The following is a 12156-nucleotide window of genomic DNA, read 5'->3' on the forward strand; positions in this document are numbered from 1 at the left end:
AATGAAATGCCATTCAAAAAATGATCCAAATAAAATCGCTATTATTGGTGCAGGTGGTGTAGGAGCTACTACTGCTTATGCTTTAATGGTTCAGGGAATAGCTTCTGAAATTCCATTAATTGATATTAATAAAGAAAAAGCAGAAGGAGAAGCGATGGATTTAAACCATGGAGCTTCCTTTGTTAAACCAGTCGAAGTTTATGCTGGTGATTACTCTGATTGTGTAGGAGCTAATATCATAATTATTACTGCTGGAGCTAATCAGAAGCCAGGAGAAACTCGTTTAGATTTGGTTAAGAAGAATACAGCTATTTTCAAAGAAATAATTCCACAGATTACAAAATATAATCAGGATGCTATTTTATTAGTTGTAACTAATCCTGTAGATATCCTAACTTATGTGACCCTCAAGCTTTCTGGATTCCCAAAAGAAAGAGTCATAGGATCAGGTACTGTACTAGATAGCTCTAGGTTTAGGTCATTAATCAGCAGAAACTGTGGAGTAGCAGCAAGTAATGTACACGGATATGTTATTGGTGAACATGGAGATAGTGAAGTTCCAGTCTGGAGTTTAGCAAATATTGCTGGAACAAACTTAGATAACTATTGCCCTATCTGTGATAAGACTTGCCAAAGCAATAACAGAGAAGAAATTGCTAATAAAGTTAAGAATGCAGCTTATGAAATCATTCAACGAAAAGGTGCTACTTTCTATGCTGTTGCCTTAGCTGTAGCAAGAATTGTAAGAGCTATTATTAGAGATGAAAATGCAATCCTAACAGTTTCTAGTTTAATGGAAGGACAATATGGTATAAAAGATACTTGTTTAAGCCTACCTACTATTGTTAATAGTACAGGAATTGGAAAAGTATTAGATTTACCTCTAAATTCTAAAGAAGAGAATAAATTTGTTGAATCAGCAAATACTCTAAAAGAAACTGCTAAAAAATTAAATTTGTAAAAGGAATTCAATAATTGTTATAGAATTAGTCTAAGAATAACAAGGAGGTGAAATTTTTCATGACAGAAAAAGTAAAAGAAGTTTTAGATAAAATTAGACCTTCTCTACAAGCTGATGGCGGTGATGTTGAACTTGTAGAAGTTACTAATGACGGAATTGTAAAACTTAAACTTACAGGTGCTTGTGCTGGTTGTCCTATGTCTCAAATGACTTTAAAAATGGGAATTGAAAAAAATCTTAAAAAATTCATCCCTGAAGTTAAAGAGGTACAATCTGTATAGATTATTAATAAAAACTCGGTTAAAACCGAGTTTTTATTCTATTTTAAAAATTCTTAGATCACAAGTAAATAAAATTATACATGATTATCATCATCTAACTAGTAAATAGTATGTTTTTATTGAAAATAGTTGACAAAACAAAATAGTAGTGTTATATTATTATTTGTCGCAAGAAAAATTGTATTTGATATTAGCTTTTATTTTTTCTTGACAGCTTTCGAGAAATTAGTTATAATAACTATTGTTGAATTGAGAATGTTTCTTATTTGAAATATCGGAGCATGGCGCAGTTTGGTAGCGCACCTGGTTTGGGACCAGGGGGTCGCAGGTTCAAATCCTGCTGCTCCGACCAAATTATTAGTTACCAATGTATAATTGATAGTTAATAATTAAAAACCAAAAATAATTTATTGTGCGCCTGTAGCTCAACTGGATAGAGTAGCAGACTTCGAATCTGAAGGTTGGGGGTTCGATTCCTCCCGGGCGCGCCACTAAGATTATAACCGTTTTTATAATATAAGAAATAGGACCATTAGCTCAGTTGGCAGAGCACCTGACTCTTAATCAGGGGGTCGCAGGTTCGAACCCTGCATGACCTACCATTTAGTTTAATAACTAACGTGGGCCATTAGCTCAGTTGGTAGAGCATCTGACTTTTAATCAGGGTGTCGGAGGTTCAAATCCTCCATGGCTCACCATTTTAAATCAATTAACAATGTATAATTAATAATTGATAATTAAAGGTCTTCTAATTATAGATTTTAAATTATTAATTATAAATTAATCCTATGCCCCCATCGTCTAGTGGCCTAGGATAACGGGTTTTCATCCCGTCGACAGGGGTTCGAATCCCCTTGGGGGTACCAAAATACTTTAAGATTTCACGAAGGGTTTTTGTTTTGAAAAACCCGAAGGGGTACTAAAATACTTTATAATTACACGTAGTGTTTTAGATTTGTAAAACACGAAGGGGTACCATTAATTAGCTACTAGCTTCTAGCTATTAGTCACTAGCTTAAAACCTTTTTAAGGTCTAAGCCAGTAGCCAAAAGCTGGCAGCCAACAGCTAAAACAAGGGCGAATAGCTCAGTTGGGAGAGCACCTGCCTTACAAGCAGGGGGTCACAGGTTCAAGTCCTGTTTCGCCCACCAAAAATTTAGCCATTAGCTACTGGCTATTAGCTTTTAGCAAAATCTTAAAAGATTTAGCCAGAGGCCAACAGCTAGAAGCCAAAAGCTAACAATACGGGGATGTGGTGGAGTTGGTTTACCACGCCGGCCTGTCACGCCGGAGGTCGCGAGTTCGAGTCTCGTCATCCTCGCCATTTATGCTAACGTAGCTCAGCTGGCAGAGCAGCTGACTTGTAATCAGCAGGTCGTCGGTTCGATTCCGACCGTTAGCTCCATTAAATCAATCAGCTACTAGCTTCTTGCTATTAGCCATTGATTTAAATTACTTTAAATTTTTAAGCCAGCAGCCAATAACCAAATATACGGAGGGGTTCCCGAGTGGTCAAAGGGAGCAGACTGTAAATCTGCCGGCGACGCCTTCAGAGGTTCAAATCCTCTCCCCTCCACCATTTATTCCAAACTTGGTAATTAACCAAGTCCTTTTGTTTTTTGAATATATTAATTATATCCAAGAATAAATTAAGAGCATAATTTTCTATAGCTATAGAAAATTATGCTCTTAATGATATTTATAGAAAAAAAGATTTAAGCTGATAATATAAATCATTAGGATTCCTTACTCCAAATCCCGTATACACTAATTTACCATCACTAAATAATTTTAAAATCGGAACACTCGATATATTATATCTAGCTATAGTTTTGGGAGCTTTAGAAATCATACACTCATAAATAGCTAGCTCAGGAAAATTGTCAATAACCTCAAGTAAATTATTCTTTGATAGTTGACAATAACCGCAACCCTTTGAAGAAAATATAATTAACAATTTTTTATTATACCTAATTACTTCTTCTATATTATTATCTTCTACTTTAGGAAATTTAGATATCATAATCACCCCTAGGCTAAAATCAACCTCTATGTTAATAGTATTTTAGTAAAGTTGTTTATCAATATATAATTTTAATTCTAACCCTATCCCCTAAGTTATATTCTTATATTAAATTAAAAATTATTTAAATCTTGTTTATATTCTCTATATAAGTTATGCAATTCTTTAGTTATCTTACCTACCTTAGCTTGATTGATTACTTTATCATCTATCTCTACTACAGCTAACACTTCTTTGGTTGTACTAGTAATAAAGACTTCATCTGCATTATAAAGTTCTTCTAAAGTAAATATCTTTTCCTCTACATCAAAGTTTTCCTCAGCCAATTCCAATACTATCTCTCTAGTAATACCACTTAATAACTTCTTATTGATTGGATGAGTAATGACTCTTCCATCTTTTACAATAAAAATATTACTACTTGTTCCTTCAATAACTATATTATCATCAGAAATAAATACCCCTTCAAAAGCCCCTTCTTCCTTTGCCGCTTGATTAGCCAATATATTAGGTAATAAATTAGTAGTTTTAATATTACAATAACTCCATCTAGTATCAGGAAGAGTTACTGCATTAACACCACTTTCCCATAATTCACTTGGAAAAGGTTGAGGAGGTAAAAGATACATAATTACCGTTGATTTGAGATCAAAATCAAAGCTATGATTTCTAGGAGCAATACCACGTGTTACCTGAATATACAGACTTCCAGATTGATTATCTGTATTTTTATCAACAACTTCTAAAGCAATCTTCTTTAAATCTTCTAGGTTATACTCTAGATTCAATCTAATCATTTCTGCACTATTTAATAATCTACTAAAATGCTCATCTGCCTTAAATAATTTCCCATCATACAATTTTATTACTTCATAAATACTATCGCCAAACTGAAATCCTCTATCTTGTATTGAAACTTTGGCATCATCTAATTCAATAAATTCTCCACTTACGTAAGCTATATTTCCCATTATTATCCCCCTTAGATTTATAAAATAAAGTAATTTATTATAGCAAATCTAAAAAATCAACTTGTCTTAATGCTTCATATAAAACTATACAAACAGAATTAGCTAAATTAAGGGATCTAGTATTCTCTTGCATAGGAATTCTAATACAATTGTCAGAGTAATCTTTCAAAATATGATCTGGTAAACCAGTAGTTTCCCTTCCAAAAACTAAGAAATCATCTGCTTGATAATTTATATCTGTATGATGTTTCTTAGCATATTTAGTTGAAAAGTAAAAATTACTATCACTGTATTTTTCAAAAAGTTCTTCTAAACTATCGTAGTAATGAATATCTAACTTATCCCAATAATCCAAGCCTGCCCGTTTTACAGTTTTTTGATCTGTAGAAAAACCTAAAGGTCTTATCAAATGCAAACTAGACCCTGTACAAGCACAAGTTCGTGCAATATTTCCAGTATTAGGTGGGATTTGTGGTTGATATAAAACTATATTCATTATAATAATTCCTCCTTAATTATGTAATGATTAATTTCTTCTTTATTTATGATATTCTTTAAATATTACCTCGTCTAACTCTTCTTCATTATATACTCTAATCCCTTCTTTTTCTAATAAAGCAGCAGTAACTCCTATACCAGCTTTCTTTTTAGCACTAAAACTACCATCATATATCTGCTTACTACCACATGAAGGACTTCTAGCTTTTAAAATAGCAAAACTACAATTCTTCTTCCTTAGTAAGTTAATAGATTTATTCGCTCCTTTAACAAAGTTAGCAGTTATATCTTCATTATTCTTATTTATAACCTTAGCTTCTCCTAATAATACATCTTTACCATCACCATCTATAATTTCGGCAGCTAATCTAGGAGTAGATAAACCTCCTAGTTCCTCTGGACAGATAGTAATAATCTCTTTACCCTCTAACAACTCTATTAATCTCCTATTATAATTATTTTGTCCATTATATTTACAGTTTTCACCTAATAGGCAAGCACTTACCGCTATCATGACTTTACTCCTTCTTTAACCATTTTTTACCTTCTTCAAAAGTTAAAAATTGTTCTATACTTACATATTGACTATATTTTCTTCTCCATAATCTAAATTTTATTTTATTAATTAATTCAGGTAAAATAATTGATATCTTATCTATATTAAACTTCGATAGAGATTGAATAAAAATATCAAATTTACTATCTTCTAAATTTACTTCTCTAACATCTAGCATTAGTTTATTGCTATCTGCTCTTAATGCTAAAAGATCTTTTAATTTTCTACAAATTGCTCTTGCTTCTATCTCATCTATTATATCACTTCCACTCACAACTATAAACTCCTCTTTCACTTTCATATGATACATTGATACCCCTCCTTTATATCCTTATCTCTTTATCATATTATATTTATATCTATTCTGTGTTTATTGATGATAAAAAGAATTTATATAATCTTCTTATCAGTTAGGAGGATTAAAACAATTATTTTTTTCGTCTTAAATGCAGAGGTAATATTTCATATTTATCTAATACTATCTTATATCCATAAGCAGCTTGGCTAAATTTATCTTCAGCTTGATTAAGAGGTAATCCCATTAGATTAACCTTCTTTAAATCTCCTTCTCCTATCTTCTCTCTAATTAAATTATGTAGATAATGAATAGCTTGTTGGCGAAAACCTAATAGCCTAGCTCCTACTACATCAGTTGCTATAGGATCTGTTCCTACTACTACTAAATCAGCATTAACAGGCTTGCCATGGGAAGGCCCTGTACCTACCATAGCATTATCCGCACTTAAAATACTCAAATCTATAGGAATCAATTTGCCCATAGCAGTTATAAATTCATGTAAGTATTCATGTATTCCCCGATCAGCTTTGGGAAATCCATGTATCTCAGCTGGTGGCCATGCTAAAGCTATATTCTTGATTCCTAAAGATACTGTTGCTTCTTCATGATGCTTTATTTGAGTATAAGAGATTAAAAAATCAGTCTCAGCTAATAATTTATTCAGCTTAATCTTTTTAATAATTGGATGATCTAATTGAAACTCTTCATATGGACCATAATTAAGATCAATAAATTCTACCTCCTCCTCTTCGATAATCTTTTGATATCCAGTCTTTTTCATTACTTCCTTGGTATCAGCTCCACCAGAACCAGTAGCAATAACTACCCTAGATGGTGACTTGCTCTTTACATACTGAATTAATTTTCTCAAAGACTCTGGCCCTACTACAGTACCTGTTTCAGGAGCATTAGTATTAACCCAATTTGGAGTAATAGTAACTGTATGTTGTGAACTAATTTTTTTATCAGTCCCTAACATATTAAGTAAAGCTTGAATAACATCACCTTCTAATCCCTCACCTATGGCTACACAAGAATCCTTAACCCTTCTCTCTCTTAACATCTTTACCTCCTTTAATAGTAGAAACTAATTTTAATTAAACTTTAGTTTATACTAAAGACTTATATCTAATTCAATATCGAAAAAATTATTCAGACATAAGAACAAGATCCTATTATTCAAAAACAATTATTAAAATTCTTAAATACATCTAAGCTTCTTATATCATGAAATTTCAAAATTATAATAATTAATGTTGTACAAATAAAAATAGAAGAGTTAATCAATTTTGATTAACTCTTCTAATATAATAATTATCATTCTAATAATAAGCTATAGCATCTATTAACTATCTAGCTTCTCGTTTATCTCATTTATAGAATCATTGAGCTTAAAAAATAAAATAAGCATTTCACAATATATTCGCACAGATAAAGGACCAACTACTAATATCATTAGTCCCATAAAGACTGTCATTCCTCCACCATAAGGACTAGAAAAGCCTGAAATCATAGTTCCTAAACCAACTAAAATTGAAACAACTACTCCTATCCAAAAAATAGCCTGGATAATAATTGGGGAAATCATTTTCTTAAACTTTAAATACTCATTCACAGTTAAAACCTCCAATATAATATTTTAGTATGTTAATTCTTTAATTAAATTCTATATTTCAACAGAAAAACCTTTAATTTTTAGAATAAAAAGATAATATTGGTTAAAAAATATAGAAATAAGAGATTATAAACTATATAGCTATATTCTTTAGCAAAAACTTAATTCAAAATAATAAATATTATGAGTTAATAAATTTAAATTAAATAGCAATATCCTAAGACCATTTAATTACTCCGCAAGCTAATCTCTTTCCAGCATCACCTGCTGGTTGAGTACGATAATCATCAGGGTTCTGATGAATAATAACAGAACGACCTACTACACCCTTCACTCTAAATCCATTACTGAACAGATTCATTTTAGCATAGCCATCATTAGAAAATAATACGGGAAGATCTCCAGCATGGTTGCCATGAGACTGATTGTCAGGGTTATAATGTCCACCAGCGGCCTGGAAAGGATTATTAGGATCTCCTATCTCACAATTACCAAATTCATGGATATGGAATCCATGAGGACCAATAGGATCTTCACCATCCATAGCAGATTGATAAGGAGGAAGTCCTTTCACTTCTACCGAAACCTTAGTACCTCCTAATACTGGAATAAAATAGACTATTCCTCTTATATTCGGAGCTAAAGGACCACCTTTGATTTTAGCACAGGCTATTCTTCTAAAAGGATTAGATAAACTTACCATAGATATTCACTCCTCTTTCTTATATAATAACAAATGTCACTTGAACACTTTATAGATATTATATTAACCTTAGCTAGAATTGTGCTTAAGCTAAAATTAATATTTGATTTTTTCTTGACAGCTAAAGAGATTTTAGTTATAATACTAATTGTTGTTGCAAAAATAATAATTTTAAAATCATGGACCTGTAGCTCAGTTGGTCAGAGCAATCGGCTCATAACCGATTGGCCGGAGGTTCGAATCCTCCCAGGTCCACCATTAATTTAATTATCCAAAAAACTGCCCTTGATAGGCAGATTTTTTATTTTTTGTAAGAAAAATTATAATTTATATAGTTCTTATAGTAATTTATTAGAATGAGATTGCGACACTTTTCTCCCTCTATATTTCATGATATTTTTAATATATCTATTTCTATCTACTTTTAACTAAGTATTTGTTTTATATGTTCATTTTTTCAATGATGAAAAAACGAACCAAAAAAATCACTTTGAAAAACGCTTTCTTTATATTATTAATTTTGCAAACTGTTTAGATAAATTATATTTAATTGTTAGTAATTCGCTCTAAAGAAAGTCCGCTTACTTTTCAAGATTTATAAAAACAAATTATCAAATAATTGCGTTATTATTTTATCTTTTAGTTCTTTTAGGAAAGAAAGCGGTATAGTTAATAAAACTAAATTTTAATAACTACTCTATAATGGTTAATTAATCTGATATTACTAATTAAGCACAAGCGTTTTCCACATTATTTTAAATGATTTTTTGGTTACTTTTTTATCTATGGAAAAAAGGTAACCCGCCCTTAGGCGGAACCTAAAAGTTTTGTTTGCTTTTAAAAAGTAAAAATGTCTCTTTATATCTATTAAGCAATACTTTCTTTCTACTATTACTACAAAAAATTATTAAACTGAGGAATTAACTCCTCAGTTTAACATATAAACATCTATTTATTAGCACAAAGATTATAATCTGCTTTTATATAATTTTGAGCCAAATAACGAGCCCTATTTATTTGATCATAATTCTCCTCTAATAATCTTAGTAAATCTATGTCTATAGCATTCTTTTTAGCCATGGAATTTAGGATCATTAAGACCTTATTCTTGTCCATACCCTCTCTATAAGGACGATCTTCACTAAGTGCTGTAAAGATATCCGCAACTGCTAAAATTCTACTTCCAACAGATAATCTATCTCCGTGATGTTTAAAAGGATAGCCATTACCATCTAGTCGTTCATGATGAAAAGATGCCCATTCTTTAATCTCCTCTAATCCTTCTATAGAGTCTAAGGCATGGTAAGTATAAAAAGTATGGCTCTTAATAATGTTCATCTCATCATTAGTCAACTTACCTGGTTTTTCTAATATTTCAGTGGGAACAGCTAATTTTCCTAAATCATGTAAGTACCCAGCTATCTCTAATTTTATACTTTTAATTTTAGACCATCCTAATAAATTTGATATCTCTTTCGCCGTTACAGCAACACCTTTAGAATGGGTTGCTGTAAAGTTACTTCTAAAATCTATGATTCTACTATAAAATTTACTCAAATCCAATAGATCACTTAATTTCAAATTTAATTTCCAAACTTTAAATACTCTCCTAAGTTCTTTTTGGATTATACCTGTATTTATAACTGAAAACCAGAAATCTTCTTTTGCTGATAACTCCTCAAAAACATCAATTAAATCTGGATTAAGCATATTACCAGAATATTTTTTTACAATTCTTAATATATCATCTCTCTGCGATAATATATTAATGTTATTATTAATTAAAATTGCCACTCTATCTGCTAAATGAAGCAGATGGCTCAATATAGGCACATTTTTACCCTTAGATTTAACTCCTTGACCATAATTCCATTCCAAATGATGATACTTAATTATAGGCGCCAACTCAGAAAAAGGTTCAAAAGTGTTTACTAAATAAGCCCCTGCCTCAGCATGTTCAAATATATTATTAGATTCAAAATTTAAAGTTTTTAATCTGCTTTTTATGGAAAAAGCACCAATATCATGGATAGATGCTGCTAATACTAATTTCTTCTTTTCCTCTTCTTCTAGCTCTAACTCTTGAGCAATTCGGAAACTTATATAAGCTACTTGTTCATGATGATTATTTAAGTTTGAATTTACCATATCTGTAATATTGGAAATACTAAATAACAAATCATATAAGGAAAGATTAATTTCATCTGACATTTTATTTATTTCTATCACTTTACCCAACTCCAAACTAACCTCTTTTTCATTATTCTGCTACAGTATAGCAGCTTAAAACTAAAGATACTGCACCATATATATATCACTAAAATAACTTATAATAGTTAAAATTTGATATTACTATAAGGTTTAATAATTATATTAGCTTATTAAAATCAGTTATGACAATCCATTAAATTTATCCCTTAATCTTTTACTATTAAGATGAACCATCAATATAGTTCCTATAATTAGTGCTATATTAAAATAATTTTTATAATTTTCACTTATGTATAATGATACAATAAAAATTAAAGCTATTATTGCAACTTTAAAAAATATCTTCTTTATAGATATTTTATTCTCTCCTTTATCAACCAATCTATTTAAATATAAATTAAGTAAAATTGAAGGAATCCAAACTAAAAATAACAGAATTACTAACAAAATATTAATAGAAATCTTGACCACCTCCAAATAATATATATTTAGTAGTACAATTATACTCTTTCTTAATTTCACAAACAATTCTTAGCCAACCTTTTGTATCTTCTATAAAGTAAATTCTTAGTTTCAAAGGAAGTTTTATGCCAAGTCGATTCGGTAGTACCAGGATCAACATTCCATATAAAATAGGAGATAGTAGTTATCTCCCTCTGAAACTTAGTCCCAAGGGATAACCTAAAGAACAGACCCTAGAACGAACCCAGAATCATAGTGTTCGATAAGATCTATTATTACTTACATAATATCAGAATTTAATACTTTTTTCATCTTAATTATCTAAAGATCAAATATATATAAATTGCAATATAAAATGCACGGTTTTTTATTTACTCAATACCTCATAAATTTTAAGCTGCCTTTAACTGTTCTTCAAATATATAATTTGCATTCTTAAACCCAAACATTTTTCGTGGATAATTATTTATCCATCGCTCAATTCTTTTAACTTCATTTCTGCTAATATTCTTAAAGCTACTTCCTTTTGGTAAAAACCTTCTAATCATTTTATTTAAATTCTCATTACTACCTCTTTGCCAAGAACAATAAGCATCAGCATAATATTGACTAGTTCTTGAGATATCACTTCCTGTAAAGGAAGTTTCTATCCCTTCATAATCATAGAATTCTTTACCATTATCTGTAGTTATAGTTTTAAATAAGTCTCTAAATTTTCTAACTCCTATTCTTCTTTCTACGCGATCTAATCCTTTTATTACAGATTCTTGAGTCTTATTAGGTATTAGTTCTATTATTTCTTTGCGACTATATCTCTCTGTTAAAACTAATAAAAAGGGCTCATCTTTACCTTTCCTACCCTCTACTAAGTCCATTTCCCAATGACCTATTTCTGACCTTTTATCAGCTTCCTTAGGCCTATCTGATATCTTTCTTCCCTCTTTTCTCCTTTTTGTTGATTCTTTTTCTTTCTGTTTAGATTTATTAGTCTTTTTATATCTACCATAAACCAAATCTTCTCTATCTATAAACAGAATGCCTTTATCTATATAATTATATATCGTCTTCCAATGTATTTTAATTTCAAACCCATCATCCTCTTTAATCATCTCTGCAATTACCTCTGGAGAATAATTTCCTTTTATTTTTTCTTCTATGAATTCAGCTAATTGATGATCTTTTCCTATTTTAATCTTAGCTCCTTTAGCAGTCGCATTGTTATCATATAAGTTTTGAGCTATATCAGCATCGTATTCTATTCTTTTAGTGTAATCTGAATTTAATAATACAAGCTTTCCCCTTTCAATTTCTCGACTTATTGTCGTCCTATGCCTCCCTAACTCTCTTGCTATTGCTGTCTTCGATTTGTTTTGTATATTATATAAATGTTCTATTATCTTTCTCTCTTCCCACTTTAAATGTTTTCCTTTTCTACTTTTTGTGTTATAATTATTTTGGCACATATTTAATACCTCCAATGTTTGCTTTGGTCAGTTAACATTATATATGAGGTATTAATGTGTGTCATTTTTTATTTTTTGAACTATCCGTGCATTTAATTATACAATGCACCAAAG

The 12156-nt window shown here is 30.5% G+C and carries 12 protein-coding genes and 10 tRNA genes; 12 read left to right on the top strand and 10 right to left on the bottom strand.

Annotation, left to right across the window (positions count from 1 at the left end; genetic code table 11):
• The first annotated feature begins 1 nt into the window (after position 1).
• From OREMA_RS0104110 to OREMA_RS0104160, 11 genes are all read left to right on the top strand, one after another.
• On the top strand, positions 2 to 961 hold the full coding sequence (locus tag OREMA_RS0104110; RefSeq protein ID WP_018248018.1) for an L-lactate dehydrogenase: 960 nt from the start codon (positions 2 to 4) through the stop codon (positions 959 to 961).
• A 59-nt stretch (positions 962 to 1020) separates the two neighbouring features.
• Positions 1021 to 1242 (top strand): NifU family protein, encoded by a 222-nt coding sequence (locus tag OREMA_RS0104115; RefSeq protein WP_018248019.1) that lies wholly within the window; start codon positions 1021 to 1023, stop codon positions 1240 to 1242.
• A 275-nt stretch (positions 1243 to 1517) separates the two neighbouring features.
• Positions 1518 to 1594 (top strand) — tRNA-Pro (locus tag OREMA_RS0104120).
• Between the two features lie 62 nt (positions 1595 to 1656).
• A tRNA-Arg gene (locus OREMA_RS0104125) sits at positions 1657 to 1733 on the top strand.
• A gap of 34 nt (positions 1734 to 1767) precedes the next feature.
• Positions 1768 to 1844: transfer RNA gene (locus OREMA_RS0104130), tRNA-Lys, on the top strand.
• A 20-nt stretch (positions 1845 to 1864) separates the two neighbouring features.
• A tRNA-Lys gene (locus OREMA_RS0104135) sits at positions 1865 to 1940 on the top strand.
• Between the two features lie 92 nt (positions 1941 to 2032).
• A tRNA-Glu gene (locus OREMA_RS0104140) sits at positions 2033 to 2108 on the top strand.
• 209 nt (positions 2109 to 2317) lie between these two features.
• A tRNA-Val gene (locus OREMA_RS0104145) sits at positions 2318 to 2393 on the top strand.
• A gap of 95 nt (positions 2394 to 2488) precedes the next feature.
• Positions 2489 to 2566 (top strand) — tRNA-Asp (locus OREMA_RS0104150).
• A gap of 5 nt (positions 2567 to 2571) precedes the next feature.
• Positions 2572 to 2647, top strand: a tRNA-Thr gene (locus OREMA_RS0104155).
• An 89-nt stretch (positions 2648 to 2736) separates the two neighbouring features.
• Positions 2737 to 2821 (top strand) — tRNA-Tyr (locus OREMA_RS0104160).
• A 120-nt stretch (positions 2822 to 2941) separates the two neighbouring features.
• Here OREMA_RS0104160 and OREMA_RS0104165 read toward each other — a convergent pair.
• The 8 genes from OREMA_RS0104165 to OREMA_RS0104200 form a co-directional block, all read right to left on the bottom strand.
• Complete coding sequence (locus OREMA_RS0104165; protein ID WP_018248020.1) at positions 2942 to 3265, bottom strand: thioredoxin family protein; 324 nt, start codon at positions 3263 to 3265, stop codon at positions 2942 to 2944.
• A gap of 113 nt (positions 3266 to 3378) precedes the next feature.
• Positions 3379 to 4236: a D-amino-acid transaminase gene (gene dat / locus OREMA_RS0104170; protein ID WP_018248021.1), complete on the bottom strand. Its 858-nt coding sequence runs from the start codon at positions 4234 to 4236 to the stop codon at positions 3379 to 3381.
• Positions 4237 to 4273: 37 nt separating this feature from the next.
• Positions 4274 to 4732, bottom strand: a complete 459-nt coding sequence (gene trmL / locus OREMA_RS0104175) for a tRNA (uridine(34)/cytosine(34)/5-carboxymethylaminomethyluridine(34)-2'-O)-methyltransferase TrmL (protein WP_018248022.1) — start codon at positions 4730 to 4732, stop codon at positions 4274 to 4276.
• A gap of 42 nt (positions 4733 to 4774) precedes the next feature.
• A complete protein-coding gene (locus tag OREMA_RS0104180) occupies positions 4775 to 5248 on the bottom strand; it encodes a DUF523 domain-containing protein (RefSeq protein ID WP_018248023.1) in 474 nt (157 codons plus the stop codon).
• A gap of 4 nt (positions 5249 to 5252) precedes the next feature.
• Positions 5253 to 5600, bottom strand: coding sequence for a hypothetical protein (locus tag OREMA_RS0104185; protein WP_018248024.1), 348 nt, complete (start codon positions 5598 to 5600; stop codon positions 5253 to 5255).
• A 118-nt stretch (positions 5601 to 5718) separates the two neighbouring features.
• Positions 5719 to 6651, bottom strand: a complete 933-nt coding sequence (locus OREMA_RS0104190; protein WP_018248025.1) for a DUF362 domain-containing protein — start codon at positions 6649 to 6651, stop codon at positions 5719 to 5721.
• A gap of 282 nt (positions 6652 to 6933) precedes the next feature.
• Positions 6934 to 7203, bottom strand: a complete 270-nt coding sequence (locus OREMA_RS0104195; RefSeq protein ID WP_018248026.1) for a DUF4282 domain-containing protein — start codon at positions 7201 to 7203, stop codon at positions 6934 to 6936.
• A 217-nt stretch (positions 7204 to 7420) separates the two neighbouring features.
• Positions 7421 to 7906, bottom strand: a complete 486-nt coding sequence (locus tag OREMA_RS0104200) for a superoxide dismutase family protein (RefSeq protein ID WP_018248027.1) — start codon at positions 7904 to 7906, stop codon at positions 7421 to 7423.
• Between the two features lie 181 nt (positions 7907 to 8087).
• Between OREMA_RS0104200 and OREMA_RS0104205 the strand changes: the two genes are divergently transcribed.
• Positions 8088 to 8164 (top strand) — tRNA-Ile (locus OREMA_RS0104205).
• A gap of 690 nt (positions 8165 to 8854) precedes the next feature.
• On the opposite strand, the gene OREMA_RS0104210 is transcribed toward OREMA_RS0104205, so the two are convergent.
• Both OREMA_RS0104210 and OREMA_RS0104225 read right to left on the bottom strand, forming a co-directional pair.
• On the bottom strand, positions 8855 to 10135 hold the full coding sequence (locus OREMA_RS0104210; protein WP_244871484.1) for an HD-GYP domain-containing protein: 1281 nt from the start codon (positions 10133 to 10135) through the stop codon (positions 8855 to 8857).
• A gap of 836 nt (positions 10136 to 10971) precedes the next feature.
• On the bottom strand, positions 10972 to 12042 hold the full coding sequence (locus tag OREMA_RS0104225; protein ID WP_018247563.1) for an IS30 family transposase: 1071 nt from the start codon (positions 12040 to 12042) through the stop codon (positions 10972 to 10974).
• Positions 12043 to 12156 lie beyond the last annotated feature (114 nt).

This window comes from Orenia marismortui DSM 5156 (assembly GCF_000379025.1).
GTDB lineage: Bacteria > Bacillota > Halanaerobiia > Halobacteroidales > Halobacteroidaceae > Orenia > Orenia marismortui.

Excerpts from the sequence above, each read along its gene's own strand:
- OREMA_RS0104110 (WP_018248018.1), top strand. The coding sequence starts at position 2 with ATGAAATGCCATTCAAAAAATGATCCAAATAAAATCGCTATTATTGGT.
- OREMA_RS0104115 (WP_018248019.1), top strand. The coding sequence starts at position 1,021 with ATGACAGAAAAAGTAAAAGAAGTTTTAGATAAAATTAGACCTTCTCTA.
- OREMA_RS0104165 (WP_018248020.1), bottom strand. The coding sequence starts at position 3,265 with ATGATATCTAAATTTCCTAAAGTAGAAGATAATAATATAGAAGAAGTA.
- dat (WP_018248021.1), bottom strand. The coding sequence starts at position 4,236 with ATGGGAAATATAGCTTACGTAAGTGGAGAATTTATTGAATTAGATGAT.
- trmL (WP_018248022.1), bottom strand. The coding sequence starts at position 4,732 with ATGAATATAGTTTTATATCAACCACAAATCCCACCTAATACTGGAAAT.
- OREMA_RS0104180 (WP_018248023.1), bottom strand. The coding sequence starts at position 5,248 with ATGATAGCGGTAAGTGCTTGCCTATTAGGTGAAAACTGTAAATATAAT.
- OREMA_RS0104185 (WP_018248024.1), bottom strand. The coding sequence starts at position 5,600 with ATGTATCATATGAAAGTGAAAGAGGAGTTTATAGTTGTGAGTGGAAGT.
- OREMA_RS0104190 (WP_018248025.1), bottom strand. The coding sequence starts at position 6,651 with ATGTTAAGAGAGAGAAGGGTTAAGGATTCTTGTGTAGCCATAGGTGAG.
- OREMA_RS0104200 (WP_018248027.1), bottom strand. The coding sequence starts at position 7,906 with ATGGTAAGTTTATCTAATCCTTTTAGAAGAATAGCCTGTGCTAAAATC.
- OREMA_RS0104225 (WP_018247563.1), bottom strand. The coding sequence starts at position 12,042 with ATGTGCCAAAATAATTATAACACAAAAAGTAGAAAAGGAAAACATTTA.